The sequence below is a fragment of the Pseudomonas mendocina genome, from assembly GCA_037482215.1.
GTDB classification, from domain to species: Bacteria; Pseudomonadota; Gammaproteobacteria; order Pseudomonadales; family Pseudomonadaceae; genus Aquipseudomonas; species Aquipseudomonas mendocina_E.
This window is the reverse complement of record CP148074.1, coordinates 3,250,057-3,264,700: the sequence shown is the minus strand read 5'-3', so window position 1 is coordinate 3,264,700 and position 14,644 is coordinate 3,250,057. Positions and strand designations below refer to the sequence as shown.

Annotated in this window: 14 protein-coding genes and 1 tRNA gene; 2 read left to right on the top strand and 13 right to left on the bottom strand. The window is 59.2% G+C overall.

The genetic code is table 11. The features are described from left to right. Nucleotides 1–76 precede the first annotated feature (76 nt). Both WG219_15275 and gdhA read left to right on the top strand, forming a co-directional pair. Nucleotides 77–151 (top strand) — tRNA-Arg (locus tag WG219_15275). A 345-nt stretch (nucleotides 152–496) separates the two neighbouring features. Continuing rightward, a complete protein-coding gene (gene gdhA / locus WG219_15270; protein ID WXL24669.1) occupies nucleotides 497–1,837 on the top strand; it encodes an NADP-specific glutamate dehydrogenase in 1,341 nt (446 codons plus the stop codon). Nucleotides 1,838–2,967: 1,130 nt separating this feature from the next. Here gdhA and gspM read toward each other — a convergent pair. Genes gspM through gbpA form a run of 13 tightly spaced genes read right to left on the bottom strand, consistent with a single transcriptional unit; the run spans nucleotide 2,968 to nucleotide 14,626 of the window. Further along, nucleotides 2,968–3,450, bottom strand: coding sequence for a type II secretion system protein GspM (gene gspM / locus WG219_15265; GenBank protein WXL24668.1), 483 nt, complete (start codon nucleotides 3,448–3,450; stop codon nucleotides 2,968–2,970). Nucleotides 3,451–3,452: 2 nt separating this feature from the next. Next, entirely contained in the window at nucleotides 3,453–4,583 is a 1,131-nt protein-coding gene (gene gspL, locus WG219_15260) for a type II secretion system protein GspL (protein ID WXL24667.1), read from the bottom strand. Next, a complete protein-coding gene (gene gspK, locus WG219_15255) occupies nucleotides 4,580–5,464 on the bottom strand; it encodes a type II secretion system minor pseudopilin GspK (GenBank protein ID WXL24666.1) in 885 nt (294 codons plus the stop codon). The genes gspL and gspK overlap by 4 nt, the downstream gene beginning before the upstream one ends. Beyond that, entirely contained in the window at nucleotides 5,457–6,065 is a 609-nt protein-coding gene (gene gspJ, locus WG219_15250) for a type II secretion system minor pseudopilin GspJ (GenBank protein ID WXL24665.1), read from the bottom strand. Before gspJ ends, gspK begins: the two co-directional genes overlap by 8 nt. Then, nucleotides 6,062–6,448, bottom strand: coding sequence for a type II secretion system minor pseudopilin GspI (gspI, locus tag WG219_15245; GenBank protein WXL24664.1), 387 nt, complete (start codon nucleotides 6,446–6,448; stop codon nucleotides 6,062–6,064). Before gspI ends, gspJ begins: the two co-directional genes overlap by 4 nt. Next, entirely contained in the window at nucleotides 6,432–6,926 is a 495-nt protein-coding gene (gspH, locus tag WG219_15240; protein ID WXL24663.1) for a type II secretion system minor pseudopilin GspH, read from the bottom strand. Before gspH ends, gspI begins: the two co-directional genes overlap by 17 nt. A 2-nt stretch (nucleotides 6,927–6,928) precedes the next feature. Further along, nucleotides 6,929–7,363 carry a type II secretion system major pseudopilin GspG gene (gene gspG / locus WG219_15235; protein ID WXL24662.1) on the bottom strand — a complete coding sequence of 145 codons (435 nt, stop codon included), beginning with the start codon at nucleotides 7,361–7,363 and terminating at the stop codon, nucleotides 6,929–6,931. A gap of 14 nt (nucleotides 7,364–7,377) precedes the next feature. Next, complete coding sequence (gene gspF / locus WG219_15230) at nucleotides 7,378–8,592, bottom strand: type II secretion system inner membrane protein GspF (GenBank protein ID WXL24661.1); 1,215 nt, start codon at nucleotides 8,590–8,592, stop codon at nucleotides 7,378–7,380. 2 nt (nucleotides 8,593–8,594) lie between these two features. Continuing rightward, complete coding sequence (gene gspE / locus WG219_15225) at nucleotides 8,595–10,085, bottom strand: type II secretion system ATPase GspE (protein ID WXL24660.1); 1,491 nt, start codon at nucleotides 10,083–10,085, stop codon at nucleotides 8,595–8,597. Beyond that, nucleotides 10,082–11,998: a type II secretion system secretin GspD gene (gene gspD, locus WG219_15220; protein ID WXL24659.1), complete on the bottom strand. Its 1,917-nt coding sequence runs from the start codon at nucleotides 11,996–11,998 to the stop codon at nucleotides 10,082–10,084. Before gspD ends, gspE begins: the two co-directional genes overlap by 4 nt. A 13-nt stretch (nucleotides 11,999–12,011) precedes the next feature. Next, nucleotides 12,012–12,527, bottom strand: a complete 516-nt coding sequence (locus WG219_15215; GenBank protein WXL24658.1) for a type II secretion system protein N — start codon at nucleotides 12,525–12,527, stop codon at nucleotides 12,012–12,014. 2 nt (nucleotides 12,528–12,529) lie between these two features. Then, a complete protein-coding gene (locus WG219_15210) occupies nucleotides 12,530–13,033 on the bottom strand; it encodes a cytochrome b/b6 domain-containing protein (protein ID WXL24657.1) in 504 nt (167 codons plus the stop codon). Nucleotides 13,034–13,093: 60 nt separating this feature from the next. After that, entirely contained in the window at nucleotides 13,094–14,626 is a 1,533-nt protein-coding gene (gene gbpA / locus WG219_15205) for an N-acetylglucosamine-binding protein GbpA (protein ID WXL24656.1), read from the bottom strand. Nucleotides 14,627–14,644: the final 18 nt, after the last annotated feature.

Genomic DNA, 14,644 nt, shown 5'->3' with positions numbered 1-14,644 from the left:
CAGTGATGGCAGCTGCATGACAAATCCGTCTGGTCTGGTAAGATGCGGGCCGCTGTCGACCACGCCAACGGTCAGTGTTCCCATAGTTCAATGGATAGAATAAGCCCCTCCTAAGGGCTAGATACTGGTTCGAATCCAGTTGGGAACGCCATCTCCAGCGCGTAGGCATGCAAATGCCTGCATCACTTTATTCCGAGTACACGAGCCCGCGTCCCTGTTTTTCCAGCTGCCTGCTGGGGGGCTCATGAGTGCGCTGAATAAGGAACAGGAAAGCGTTATGCACTTTTTTGCACCTGATGCGGGGGTAGAGGGTGTCTTTTTGGTGCTTGCTGTTGCGCTATAAGTGCCTGTTTTACGGCGGGTATTTATAGATTTGCACCATTAAGTTTCAAGCAGGCGACATTGTGCACTGTTGCAGCACAAGACCGACTGTTAAAGTGCAGCGCGATTTTTTAGACGATAAGCCCAGCAAAATGGGCAATGTTAGAGGTACCACATGAGCGAATCTGTCGAGCTTTTCCTCGCCCGTTTGAAGCAGCGGGATCCTAATCAGCCAGAGTTCCATCAGGCTGTTGAGGAGGTACTGCGAACACTGTGGCCATTCCTCGAAGCCAATCCTCAATATCTTGAAGCCGGTATCGTCGAGCGCATGGTTGAGCCAGAGCGCGTTGTGATGTTCCGTGTTTCGTGGGTTGACGACGCCGGTCGCGTGCAAGTGAACCGTGGTTACCGTATTCAGATGAGCAGCGCCATCGGCCCGTACAAGGGCGGTCTGCGTTTCCATCCTTCGGTAAACCTGGGCGTGTTGAAGTTCCTGGCCTTTGAACAAGTCTTCAAGAACTCCCTGACCTCGCTGCCAATGGGCGGTGGTAAAGGCGGTTCCGACTTCGATCCGAAGGGCAAGAGCGAAAACGAAGTGATGCGCTTCTGCCAGGCGTTCATGAGCGAACTGTACCGTCACATTGGTGCAGACCTCGACGTTCCGGCCGGTGACATCGGCGTAGGTGGCCGCGAGATCGGTTACATGTTTGGCCAGTACAAGCGTCTGGCTAACCAGTTCACCTCCGTACTGACCGGTAAAGGCATCACTTACGGTGGCAGCCTGATTCGTCCGGAAGCGACTGGCTACGGCTGTGTGTACTTCGCTCAGGAAATGCTCAAGCGCATCAACAAGGGCTTTGAAGGCAAGCGCGTCACCATTTCTGGTTCCGGTAACGTGGCTCAGTATGCTGCGCAGAAGGTCATGGAGCTGGGCGGCATGGTGATTTCCATGTCCGACTCCGAAGGCACCCTGCACCTGCCTGACGGCATGACAGAAGAGCAGTGGCTGTACCTGATGGACCTGAAGAATGTCCGTCGTGGTCGTCTGAAAGAAATGGCTGCCGAGTTCAAGCTGAACTTCCTGCCAAATCAGTGCCCATGGCATCTGCCATGCGATATCGCGCTGCCTTGCGCAACTCAGAACGAGCTGGATGCAGATAGCGCCCGTGCGCTGCTGAAGAACGGCTGCTTCTGTGTGGCTGAAGGCGCCAACATGCCTTCCACGCTGGAAGCGGTTGATCTGTTCCTCGAGGCCGGTATTTGCTACGCGCCTGGTAAAGCTTCCAACGCAGGCGGCGTAGCCACCAGCGGTCTGGAAATGAGCCAGAACGCCATGCGTCTGAACTGGAGCGCCGGTGAGGTTGATGAGCGTCTGCACAGCATCATGCAGAACATTCACAACGCCTGTGTGCGTTACGGCGAAGAGCCGGACGGCAGCATCAACTACGTGAAGGGCGCGAACATCGCGGGCTTCGTGAAAGTAGCTGATGCCATGCTGGCACAAGGCGTGGTTTAAGAATCAGGTAGAGCGCCGGGCCACAAGCCAGGCGTGATGCTCAAGAAGATACCCGCTCTACAGAGTGGGTATTTTTTTGCCTGGAGTTTGGGATGTGTAGTTGCTTGAGAATGGGTTTCGCCCTTCTCGGGCGAGTCCCTTTTGTCAGTCTCGACAAAAGGAACCAAAAACGCTTGCCCCTGCATCCGGCCCTGCAGCTTCGCTGAGGGTTCGTGCCCGGAATCACCGCTCCAGAGTCCCGCAGCGAAGGGCCATCCTTGGCCCATCGCTTCTCTCGCGGCATCCATGCCGCTCAACCTCTTCCACGGCAATTCCGGTCACCCTCCTGAAGGGGCGGTTGGCGGTGTTCTTACAGTTGGGGAACTGTTCTTGGGCCTCTGTGCCTTTGAACAACTTTGCGCATGTTTGCGGTTGTGTGAGCACCACCCGAATCCCCATCAGTAGGCCAAACGCAGGTGCTGCGTAGGGGCGAGCCGCATGGATGCGGCGAGAGCCATAAAGGGCCATGGACGGCCCTTGTATGGCGACCCCGGAGCGGTGCCGGAGTGCGGAAGTTTCGCGCAGCGAAACCCGGATGCTGGGGTGCATTTCTTTGCTTACTTTTCTTTGTGCAAGCAAAGAAAAGTGAGGCGTCCGTAGGGGACGCAACCCGTAGGCGCAGACAACCCGGTGCTGATAGTTATGTCCGTTCGCTCGGCTGGCCTGGTGTGTCAGGACTTGAGAATGGGTTTCGCCCTTCTCGGGCGAGTCCCTTTTGTCAGTCTCGACAAAAGGAACCAAAAACGCTTGCCCCTGCATCCGGCCCTGCAGCTTCGCTGCGGGTTCGTGCCCGCAATCACCGCTCCAGAGGCCCGCAGCGAAGGGCCGTCCATGGCCCATCACTTCTCTCGCGGCATCCATGCCGCTCAACCTCTTCCACGGCAATTCCGGTCACCCTTCTGAAGGGGCGGTTGGCGGTGTTCTTACAGTTGGGGAACTGTTCTTGGGCCTCTGTGCCTTTGAACAACTTTGCGCATGTTTGCGGTTGTGTGAGCGCCCCCGAATCCCCGCCAATGTGTAGGGTAGATAAGCCCGCAGGGTTATCTACCGTGCGGTGGCGCGGCCGGTATTAGGAGAAAGCCTTGCGGTGCTTACTGAATCTCCACCTGCAACTGCGCGGTGGCGATGGCGTTGGAGGCGACCTCAAGGGATAGAGCGGTGACGTGCACCTGTTTCTGCTCAAGCTGGTCGATCCACTGAATCAGGTTGTTCAGTGGGCCTTCCAGGGACAGGCTGATGCGCTCCGGCGTTTCATTATCCATGCGCTCTAGGTTCAGCCCCGCCAGGTTGCTGGAGCGGGCGATATGACCGGGTAGGGTGCTGGGGCTAAGGGCCGATTCGTCATTAGAGGACGCATCGAGGGGCAGCTGCTGCAATTGTTGTTGCAGCAAGGAAACCTCGCTGAAGCGATCTCTGGCCCGCTCTAATGCCTGCTCTTGTGGCTGCCAGATCAGCCTGTAAAAGCCCACCAATGCGAAGAACAAGGCAAGGCCAAGCAACGCCTGCTGTTCGCGTTTGGCTAAGCGCTGCCAGTGTGGTTGGACGCGATGCAGCACGGTTTTGAACATCGCCATAGTCACTCCTTGATCTGAAAGCGTGCGCTGACGCCCTGAATATCGCGTACCGACGAGTCGGTGCTGGCCTCCAGCCCTTGAGCGGTCAGGTTTTCCCGCAGCTGCTGAAGGTCGGAAAAAGCCGCCGCGTTGACCTGCAGGCTCCAGCCTTCATCCGCTTGATAGTCCAGGCGTTGGACTTGAGCCAGCGCGCCGTGGCTGCTGCTCCACAGCTGAGCCAGTTCGGACAGGCGCAGCGCTACGCCGTTGTAGTGGGTGGTGCTGCTGTGCTGATGACTGCTGATGTAGCTGGCGAGATCATCCAGCGGCCCGGCATCGGGAAAATGCTGACGCCACTGAGCGTCGGTTTCGGCCTGAATTTGCTCGCTTTGGTGGTTCAGGTAGGTGCTCAGAAAGATGCTTTGTAGCAGCGTGGCAAAGGCCGCAATGACCAGGGCTGACACCACCAAACGCCAGGCTGGTGGCTGTGGGATATGTTGCTGGAACTCCCCCTGAAGCAAGTTAATGGCCGCAGACGAGCCCTGGCTGAGCACATGCCAGGGTTGATCCTGCTGCTGCCAGTCGATGCAACTAGCTGTCATCTGTAGCGGCGGTTCTGGGCTTTGCCAGTGCAGGCTTTCAGGCAAAAAGGGACGAAGCCCCACCAGCTCATCTGCTGTCAGCGCGAAGCGTAGCGAGGTATCACCCCCCAGCAGCCAGCGCCCGGCAAACTCCAGGGCGTGCTCTTTGTCGGCAGGCAGGCAATCGGCATCCAGGTAGGCGCGTAACGGGCGCAGGTTTACTTCAGCGAGTTGTTCCAGGCAGCGGCTTAAAGCATCACGGTTGATGGCGGCGACGGCGCACTGACCCTTGTCCTTCAACGGGCCATGGGCAAGGTGCAGCGTGTCGATTTCGTCGATTACCTGTTCTTCCACAGCATTGCTCAGGGCTTGGCGCATCCATCGGCCACTGCGGGGCGGGATGCTGACGCAGTGGTAGCTGGCCATTTCCATCGGCAGCAGCAGGGTCAGTGGTTGTCCGGCAAGCGCGACTGCTGCTTGTGCCAGATCGCCCTGATGCAGTGGACCTTCGGCCTGCCACCAATAGCAGCAGGTGGGCTGCACATCCGGCAGCAGGTAAAGCCAGTGGCTCATTTGGGTTTATCCGCTTGGGGGTTAGTAACAGCTGGGGCCCGCAGCAGCGTGCGTTGGCGGACCTGTACGGTGTGGTTGTCGATCAGGCTCAGGTCGCTCACCAGGCTCAGCCGCTGTTGTTGGCTGTCCACGGTCACGGTGGCGCGAAACTGACGGCTGCTCACACCGAGGCCGCTGGGGTTGATATCGCGGCCTTGCAGCATGGGGTTGGAGAGAAATGCTTCCAGCGAGGGGTAACCTTTAGCGGGGCGTGATTTGGCCAGCGTGCGAGCAGTGGCCGGGTCGATGCCCTCGATACAGGCGAGGATCTCTGCGGGGGCGGTGTTGATGTTGATGCTGCTGGTATCGAAAGCCGCCACCAGCGGTGTTAGTTGTTGCAGGGCTGTGCGGTTTACGTGGGGTAGCTGGCGCAACTCGCTGATGTCGCCCAGCCTGTTGCTTGAGGACTGGTTAAACAAAATCGCCGGATCATGGGCGCTGATGCCTTGCTGAGCCAGCAAGCGCTGATAGCGGGCGCGCTGGGTGCGGTTGTTGCCCTGGCTCAGGCTGTTGAGGTTAAGGCGGGCGCTGAGGTCTTCCAGACGCACGTGGATTATTGCCCCGTCGATGTCCAGCACTGGAGCGTTTTGAGCCCACTTCTGGCCCAAATGAGTCATCAACAGGCCACCTTCGCTGCGGGCATCTTCCAGCAGCCTTTGTTGCGCCAAAACCTCACCGCTAAGGGCCAGTTGCCAGAGGGTTTGCTGGGTTTGCAGGTTGGCGCTGCTGTGCAGGTTAAAGCGCTGACGGGCGAGGATATTGCTGACTACAAGCACCACCAGTGCAGTAATCATCAGGACGCTGAGCAGGGCGACACCCATTTGGTGGCGGGGTTTATTCATCGTCCACCTCGGCTGGTGTGCGGTCTCCCGGCAGCAGGATAAAGCGGCGGATTCCAGGGTAACCGGGTGTGTTCAGGCGCAGCTCAAAGGCACTGGGCAAGGTCAGGCGATCACTGCCAGCAGGCCAGAAATCATGGAACTGGCCTGCACCGTCAACAAAGCGCAGGCTTTTCAACTCCACGTTCTGCATCAGTTGCTGCACATTGCCGGTGTTGGCCGCGTCTGGGGTTGGCGTCATGGCTTTGCTTTCCCGTACCCATACACCGTTTTGCCAGCGGTGGCTGACTTGCAGCAGCTCGCTGCGTGGTGTGTCCAGCGGGTTGCGCCAACCGCCACGGACTAAGGTCAGGCCATCGGGTTGGCTGACCATGGCCTGGCTGTGGCTGGGGTCGTCCGCCAGTGGCAGATGGCGAGCCTGCACCAAATCACGCTCTAGGATGCTCATGGCCCGTTGCAGGCGGCGCATTTGCGTTTCGTGCTGGTCCAGGCGCTTGTCGCTGCGCATAACGCGGTCGAGCATCTGCCAGGTGGCTAAGGCCAGCATGGCGAAAATGGTGATGGTGATCAGCACTTCGAGCAGGGTAAAACCACGCTGTTTCATGGGCGTGCCTCGATAAAGCCCCTGAGCTGGGCACGGCTATACTGGCGCGCACGCTGTAGGTTTTCTTCTGCTGAAACCTTGAGCTGGACCAGTAGCAGGTTCGGGATTCGGCTGGCTTTGATGGTGCTGAACAACCACCACTGGCGGCCGCCAAACTCGATGTGCTCCTGCGTCGAACCAAGCCGCGCTGGCTGTATACCGGTGCGTAGTTCGTTCATGCGGTTGTCGCTGACCCATATGGCCAGGGTGCGCTCAGAGAGTGCTGCGCTGCTACGGGTGATATGTTGCAGCGCACTGAACAGCGCCATCGACAAGGTGGCGAAAATGGTCAGGGCCACCATCACCTCAAGCAGGGTGAAGCCTCGTTCAGTTGAGAAGTTCAAGTTCTGCATCCTCAATGCCGTCGCTGGAAAGGCTCAACAGGGCTTTGTTGTCCTGTTCGATCCAGAGGGTGAAAGCGCTGATTTCGTCACTGGAAAGCAGCAAAATATGGGGCACGCCGCTGGCAACCTCGTGATTGCCCAGGCTGCTACCTGCCTCGTTGAGTTCAAGGCGAAAGCGCATCAGGTGCGGCAGGTTATGCAGGCGAAAACGCTGGTCTGGCTGCCACTGACCCTGTTCATCCAAATGCATAACGCTGTAGCTGGCGGGTTCAATACGCAGGCCGTAATCGCTGAAATTGAGCACCGCCTCATGGCGCAGCGACTGCAACAAGTCCTGCAACTGGCGGCCTTCGTAACGGGCCAGGCGGCTGCCGGATTCTGGGCTAACCAAGCTGATCATGCTGGCGCTCAGGGCAACCAACATGATGACCAGCAGCAGCTCCATCAGGGTGAAACCGCATTCAGGCTGTCGGGCCACGTTTACTTTTCCCAGTTGCCGATTTCGGCATTCAGGCCTTCGCCACCGGCTTTACTGTCTGCGCCAAAGGAGAACAGGTCGTAGGCGTTACCCCGGCTGCCGGGCAGGCGGTACTGGTAGTTGTTGCCCCATGGGTCGACGGGCAAACGCTTGAGGTAGCCGTCCGGGTTCCAGTTGCGCGCAGCTGGATTGCCACCGGGTTTAGTTACTAGCGCCTGCAAGCCTTGCTGGGTGGAAGGGTAGTGGTGGTTATCAAGTTTGTAGATATCCAGGGCCATGGCGATGGCGTTGATGTCGCTTTGGGCCGCGGTGACTTTGGCCTGATCAGGGCGGCTCATGATCTGAGGCACCACCAAGGCGGCGAGTACGCCAAGGATGACGACCACCACCATGATCTCAATCATGGTGAAGCCACGTTGTTTGCGAGGTGTGTACACGGTGCGAATCCAGGTCAGGTGATCAGTTGGTTGAGGCTGAGGATCGGCATCAGGATCGCCAGCACGATGACCAGAACCGAGGCACCCATGAACACCAGCATCGCTGGCTCAAACAGGCCCATCAGCAGCGCAATGCGCCCGGACAATTGTTCTTCTTGTTGTCGTGAGGCCCGTTCGAGCATGTTGTCCAGTTCGCCGGAGCGTTCGCCGCTGGCGATCATGTACAGCATCATGGGGGGGAAACTTCCGTTAAGTTCCAAGGCTCTGGTCAGGCTGATACCTTCGCTTACGCCCTTGACGATGTCTTTCAGACCGGTACGAATTTTCTGATTGGCAACCACTTCACTGGCGATTTCCAGCGCGTCCAGTAGCGGGACGCCGCTGCGTCCGAGAATCGCCAGGGTGCTGACAAAACGCGTGCAGTTGCTGGCTCGCACCAGTTCACCCAATAGCGGCATGCGCAGCAGCAGTTCGTGCCAGCGCGCTCGGCAGGCAGGCTTGCGCAGCAATACGCGAATGGCGGTAACGAGCGACGCGATCAACAGCAGCAGCCACAGTCCATTGCTTTGCAGAAAGCTGCTGCTGGCCACCAGCGCGCGGGTGAGTAGGGGCAGGTCTTGGCCGCTGTCGATGAACACCTTGATCACATCCGGTACGACAAAGCCCATGAGGAAGCCGACGATGCTGATTGCGGCAACCATCAGGATGCTCGGGTAGAGCATGGCCAGCTGGATTTTCTGCCGTGCTGCCTGGCTGCTTTCGGTGTAGTCCGCCAGGTTCAGCAGCACCTGGTCCAAATGCCCGGAGCGTTCGCCAGCGGCCACCGTGGCCCGGTACAAATCAGGAAATGCAAGGGGGTAATCACCCAAGGCCCGAGCCAGCGTGTGGCCTTCCAGCACGCGGCCACGAATAGCCAGCAGCATGCTTTTTATAAATTGCTTGTTGCTCTGAGCCGCCACGGCTGCCAGCACTTCTTCCAGAGGCAGTGAGGCCTGTACGAGGGTGGCCAACTGGCGGGTGAGTAAGGCCAGCTCGGCGCTATTCAGGCGCCTGCCAGACGGCTTGCCGTTGCTGGCGCTGAGGCTGCGTTTGCCCTGTACGGCGACCTTAAGCGCAATCAACTGACGTTCACGCAGTAGTTGCCGGGCTTGGCGGGTACTGTCGGCTTCGAGCACGCCGCTGGATTTTTTTCCGGAGCCATCCATGGCCAGGTATTCGTAGGCCGCCATCGTTAATCCTTCTGGGTGACGCGCAACAGTTCTTCAAGGCTGGTGAGCCCTTGCAGCACCATGCGCTGGCCGTCTTCAAAGAGGCTGGGGCTGTGCTGGCGGGCGTGGGCGGTGAGTTGGTGTTCACCAGCGCCGGTGTGGATGAGCTGGCGCAGGGTGTCGTCCAGCAGCACCAGTTCGTAGATGCCACGACGACCGCGATAGCCCGATTGCTGGCATTTGGCGCAGCCGACTGGGTGGTAAATCTGCGGAGCCTGCTGCGGATCGGCCCCCAGACGTTCGCAGGCCAGTGGGTCGGCCGGGTGAGCTTCTTTGCAATCCGGGCAGAGCAGACGCACCAGCCGCTGAGCCAGCACCCCGAGCAGCGAGGTGCAGAGCAGAAACGGCTCAATTCCCATGTCGACCAAGCGAGTGACGGCACCAATGGCGCTGTTGGTGTGCAAGGTGGACAACACCAGGTGGCCGGTGAGGGAGGCTTGCACGGCGATCTCTGCGGTTTCGCGGTCGCGGATTTCGCCCACCATCACCACGTCCGGGTCTTGCCGCAGGATGGCGCGCAAACCTCGGGCGAAGGTCATATCGACCTTGGCATTGACCTGAGTCTGGCCGATACCGGTGAGGTGATATTCCACCGGGTCTTCAATGGTCAGGATGTTGCGTTCCAGGCTGTTGAGGCTGGCCAGCCCGGCGTACAGCGTGGTGGTTTTACCGGAGCCGGTGGGGCCGGTGACCAACAGGATGCCGTGGGGTTTGTGCAGCGCAGTGTGGAGGCGCTCGCGCACCTGGGGGTTAAGCCCCAGCCGGTCCAGATCAAGGCTGCCCGCCTGTTTGTCGAGCAGGCGCATCACCACCCGTTCGCCATAGCTGGAGGGCAGGGTGGAGACCCGCACATCCACTTCATGCCCGGCAATGCGCAGGGCGATGCGGCCATCCTGCGGGATGCGCTTTTCGGCGATATCCAGCTTGGCCATGACCTTGATCCGCGACACCAAAAGCGCTGCCAGTTCGCGGCGTGGGCGCAGCACTTCGCGCAGCAGGCCGTCGATACGCAGGCGTACAGACAGATGCTCTTCGAAGGTTTCCAGATGCACGTCAGAGGCTTTGCTTTTCACCGCCTCACCGAGGATGGCGTTGATCAGGCGGATGATCGGGGCGTCATCTTCCTGCTCCATCAGGTCAGTGGTTTTCGGTAACTGATCGGCTAGGTTATCCAGGTCGAAGGCTTCGTCGAAATGCTCGCCCAACCCATCCGCCACTTGCCGCGCATCGTTCTGACCGTCGCGGTAATGGGCGGCCATGCGCAGGGCAAAGGTGGCCTCATCGAGAATTTCACTGCGCAGCGGTGCGCCATTTACACGGCGCACCTCGGCCAGTACCGACCAGGGTGTATCAGCCCGGCAGTAAAGGATGCTGCCACCCGCCTGTTGTTCAAGGATCACCCCATGACGGCGGGCGTAGGCGAAGCTCAGGCGGGGCGTGGCAGCCAGACTCATGGGCGTTTGCCTGCCGGTTGGCGAATGTCGATCAGGCCCTGATCACCTGCACTGTTCGAGTCAAACAGCTGGTGCGGGTTTTGCGGCAGGTGGCTGTCGGTCTTCTTGCCGTTAAGGCGGATCGAACGCAGGTTGTTGTACTTCTGTGCGCTGAGGCTGTCGGCATTGACCGTATCGCGCAGCAGCGTCGGACGCAGGAAGACCATCAGGTTGGTTTTTTCGGTGACTTCCTTGGTACTGCGGAACAGCTTGCCTACCCATGGAATATCCCCCAGCAGCGGCACCTTGCTGACTTGCAGCTTGATGTTGTCCTTGATCAGCCCGCCGAGCACGATGATCTGCCCGTCGTTGGCGAGAATGGTGCTCTTCACCGACCGTTTGTTGGTGATCAGGTCATTGCTGCTGATGCCCGGTGGCGCAGCGGCCAGCTCGGAGCTTTCCTGCTCGACTTGCAGGCGCAGGAAGTTGCCTTCGTTGATGTGCGGCGTGACCTTGAGGTTGATGCCCACATCCTTGCGTTCAACCGTGGTGAAGGGGTTGCTGGCGCCTGCGGTATCGGTGGTGTAGGAGCCGGTTTGGAAGGGCACGTTCTGGCCCACCAGAATCTCCGCCTGTTCGTTATCCAGCGTCAGCAGGCTAGGGGTCGACAGCAGGTTGTTGTTGGAGTCGCTGGAGAGTGCCGATATCAGCGCGCCGAAGTTGCTGCTGCCGATACCGATCAGGGTGCCGTCCGGCATTGTCGGGCGCTTATCGGCATCCAGACTTTCCAGCAACGTGCCGATGGACATACCCGCGCCGTTGAAGTTGGTGGCCCCGGCCCATTTGCCATCGGCTCCGGCCCACTGCACGCCGAGGGCTTCGTTGATGTCGCCGCTGACTTCGACAATGGCCGCTTCCACCAGCACCTGCGCGCGGGGTTTATCCAACTCGTTGATGATGCTTTCAAAGGTGGCCAGTTGCGCCGGGGAGGCCATCAGCACCAGGGCGTTCTGGCTTTCGTCGGCGCTCACCAACACCTGATTGTCCTGCCCTTGACCTTGCCCGTTGCGGCTGCCGGATTCCATACGTTTGCCGATGCCGCTGAGCAGCTCTTCCAGCTTTTTCGCATCGCTGTGATTAAGGCGGCGCACGCGGGCGTTTTCTGCCACGTTGTTGGGGACGTCGAGGCGCTGTGCCAGTTGCTGCATTTGCTGGCGCAGGGAGGCCGGGCCGACCAGAATCAGGCTGTTGCTGCGGGTGTCGGCAATCGCCTGTTTGTTCTGCTGCTCGCCGGAGCCACCGCTGAGGCTGTCGTTAAGCGTCTTGGCAATGTCGCTGGCCCAAGCATGCTTGAGCTGCAGAATGTTGTATTCGCGGCCACCGGCTACATCCAGCTGCATCACCAGTTGGCGCACGCGCTGGACGTTGTCGGCGCTGTCGGAAATCACCAGTGCATTGGAGGTGGTGGACGGCGCCAGGTAGGCATCAGCTGCCACCAGCGGGCGTACCGCGGCGGTGATCTCGTTGGCGTTGGCGTTGTGTAGTTCGATCACTTCAGTGATGAACGCGCCAGCGCTGGCTTTACCCGGTACGTAGGCTTTGGTCTTGGCTTCGGCAACCGGCAAGATCAACACCTTGTCGCCCTGATCCATGGCGGCGTACCCCTGGCTGCGCAACACGGTTAGGAACAGCGAGTAGATGCCTTTCTGGTCCATGGCCGTGCTGGATTGCACGGTGACTTTGCCTGTCAGCTGCGGGTCGAGAATCATGGTCTTGCCGGTGATCTGGCCGACCTCATTGATCAGATCGCGCAGCTCGGCATCCTGCATGTTCAGGGTCCATTGCTGCGGCTGGTCGGTCCTTTCTGCTGCATTGACGGAGCACAGCAAGGTGCTCAGGGCCAGCAGCGGGCCTGCAATAAAGGTTCGTTTCATGGCGTTCGCACGGTCACTTGGAAAGTTGCACCAGACGCCCAGACGCAGCGTCGGCGGGCTGCTGTTCAGCCTCGCTAATGGGCGTCAGCAGGCTGGAATTTGGGATGTTTAGGGGCAGGCTTTGCTCGTTGCCCAAGCGCTGAATCAACACGTCAGTGGCATTTATCTGGCGCAGGACTGCACCGCCGGGCAGGAGCTCGCCAAGGTGGTAAAAACGGCTGCCCTCCGGCGAGGCAATCAGCGCACGAGAGTGCTCAGCGGTGTGTGCCTGAAGGATGGCAAGTACGCTTAATGGCACTTCGGGTCGGCTGTCATCTGCCGTCTCCGGGAGCACACCGAACAACTGGGCAATGGCCAGCGGATCAGGGGTTTCCCTGGGCGCAGGTGGTGTCACAGGCGGGGCGATATTGGCTTGGGTTTGCAGGGTGTGCAGTTGCTGCCAGGCGTCATACCCGAGCCAGAGCAACCAACCCAGCAGAAGCAGGGCTGTAGCACCCCGCATCAGTGTACGTAGCGTGAGTGCTGGCACGTTCACAGGCTCATGCGCTTGAGGATTTTGTCGCCGCAGACGTGGTGGGCGATGACGGCGCCAATGTGGCCGACAATCAGCACCGCCATGACGATGCACGCGTATTTGTGCTGAGTGTTGAAGAACCGGGTCAGGGCAGGGTCTTGCAAAGGCTGGGGCAGTTGCACCAAGCCGAAGATATCCACTGGGCGCTCCATCATCAGCACGCCGGTTATCAAGGTCAGCGCGGTGACGATGTAGAGCAGCAGGTGACCGGTTTTGGCCAGCAGGCACAGGCCACGATGGCCGCTGTCCATTTCACGCCGGTCGAGGGCGCAGAGAATGCGCAGGGCAAACAGCGGGATCAGGAGTGCCGTCAGGGATACGTTAATAAAACCGATGGCGTTGCTGACTGAAGCAGGCAAGGAGTACAGCGCGTTGGCGAAGCCGCTGAGGGTTGCCCAGATGATGATCGTGGCAAAGGTCCAGTGCAGCAGCACATGCAATCTTGAGTAGTGACGAGTCATAGCAATACCGGGCAGCAAGGGCCTGGCACGCGAGGTGCCAGGCTTTGGGAGGGGCGAGGGCTACAGGCGATCCCAAGCCATCTTCCAGGAGTGGCCTACACCGGGTTCAAAGGCGTTAGCGCCTTGTTTCCACTGCACGCAGTAGCCGCTGTACGGGAATGGTTTGCACTGATAGCGCTGGCCATCTTTGGGTTGCAGGACCACGGTGCCGGCGGTGTAGCTGCTCAGGCCTTCCGGGAATACGTGGTCGTACTTGCCGGTGCTGCCGCCATTACCGCCTCCGGTGTTGGTTTCTTCTTTCAGCTTGAAGCGCTGGCTCTGCTGCAACACTTCATCGTTTTTGCCGGTGGCCACGACGGTTAGGTCGAAGTCGCCGGGCTTCTGACCTTTGATAGTCATGGAGAAGTGCGGTGTGTTGCCAGGCTGAGCCTGCTGGTAAGCCACCACTTCATTGTTTTTGTTAAATACGGTGGCTTTGATGGTGTATTCGCCGCCTTTGGCAATGGCGTTGAAGTGAATATCAGCTTGGCCGTTCTTAATCAGGTATTCAGGCTGCAGGCCGCTGATGCTCAGCTCACCCGGCTTGGCAGCTTGTTGTTTTTCGATAATCACGCTGGTGATATCGCTGCCTTTCTTAACCAGAATGTCGTTCTTGCCATAGGTGGGTACAACTTGATCCTGAGCGTTGACCACACCCATCAAGTAACCCTTGTTGGCCGCATTGACGCGTTTGGACAGCTCGTATGGCCATACATCTGCCTTGGCCAGCTCAGCGTTGCTGATGTCCAACGTGACCTGCTTGGTTTGGTCTTCATTTTTGGCGGTGAAGACACGGGTCTTAACCTTATCGCCGATGCTCAGTGCTTCCGGCTGCACGGTACCCACGTTATTCCAGGTGGACGGGGCTACGTTGTCGTTTTGGATATCCAGGTCAATAACTTGGTAGAAGGTGGCGTCGGTGTCGTGAACCTTCCAGGTTGCCAGCAGCACGTGGTAACCGCTGCGATCAGCCGGAATGTTGACTGTGTGATGGGTACGCTGGCCGCTTGGAACTGGCGCGTTCAGGGCTGGCCAGGCTTCATCTAACAGCGGCTTGGCTTCGAACGAAGCGCGGGTCAGCGGCTGGTTAGGGTTCCAGTCTTTCTTGGTGATGTAGAACTGCCAATAGCGAGTGGCGTGGGATGCACGGTACAGCCAGCTGACGTTCAGCGGGCCTGGCTTGACCAGGTTTTTAGTCCAGCGGGTGGCGGTCTGCTCGTTGAGTGCAGAGAAGCCCGACAGGCCACCTGCCGCGATGGTGCCATCTGCCGGGCCGCACTTGGTGAAGTCACCGGTGCAAGCCTGTGCATCACTTGGGAAGTGAGAGTGAGAGCCGCCAGGACGGCCAACGTATTCCACGCTTTGTGGCTCATAGGCAACTGAGCCGCAATTGGTATTCAGCTGGCCACCTTCCGAGTGGCACATGAAGGTACGGGACTTTGGAGATTCGACGAAGCCATGAGCAGATGCCTGCTGGCTGGCCAGAGCAGCTGCGCCAATGGCCAGTACCAAAGGCAGCTTCAGAAGGGCGTTGGCGCGGGAGGAGTTGGACATTCGATAAGCCTTGCTTTG

What these genes read in the sequence shown, in the direction of transcription:
- gdhA (WXL24669.1), top strand. Translation starts at nt 497, where the DNA reads ATGAGCGAATCTGTCGAGCTTTTCCTCGCCCGTTTGAAGCAGCGGGAT.
- gspM (WXL24668.1), bottom strand. Translation starts at nt 3,450, where the DNA reads ATGGCGATGTTCAAAACCGTGCTGCATCGCGTCCAACCACACTGGCAG.
- gspL (WXL24667.1), bottom strand. Translation starts at nt 4,583, where the DNA reads ATGAGCCACTGGCTTTACCTGCTGCCGGATGTGCAGCCCACCTGCTGC.
- gspK (WXL24666.1), bottom strand. Translation starts at nt 5,464, where the DNA reads ATGAATAAACCCCGCCACCAAATGGGTGTCGCCCTGCTCAGCGTCCTG.
- gspJ (WXL24665.1), bottom strand. Translation starts at nt 6,065, where the DNA reads ATGAAACAGCGTGGTTTTACCCTGCTCGAAGTGCTGATCACCATCACC.
- gspF (WXL24661.1), bottom strand. Translation starts at nt 8,592, where the DNA reads ATGGCGGCCTACGAATACCTGGCCATGGATGGCTCCGGAAAAAAATCC.
- gspE (WXL24660.1), bottom strand. Translation starts at nt 10,085, where the DNA reads ATGAGTCTGGCTGCCACGCCCCGCCTGAGCTTCGCCTACGCCCGCCGT.
- gspD (WXL24659.1), bottom strand. Translation starts at nt 11,998, where the DNA reads ATGAAACGAACCTTTATTGCAGGCCCGCTGCTGGCCCTGAGCACCTTG.
- WG219_15210 (WXL24657.1), bottom strand. Translation starts at nt 13,033, where the DNA reads ATGACTCGTCACTACTCAAGATTGCATGTGCTGCTGCACTGGACCTTT.
- gbpA (WXL24656.1), bottom strand. Translation starts at nt 14,626, where the DNA reads ATGTCCAACTCCTCCCGCGCCAACGCCCTTCTGAAGCTGCCTTTGGTA.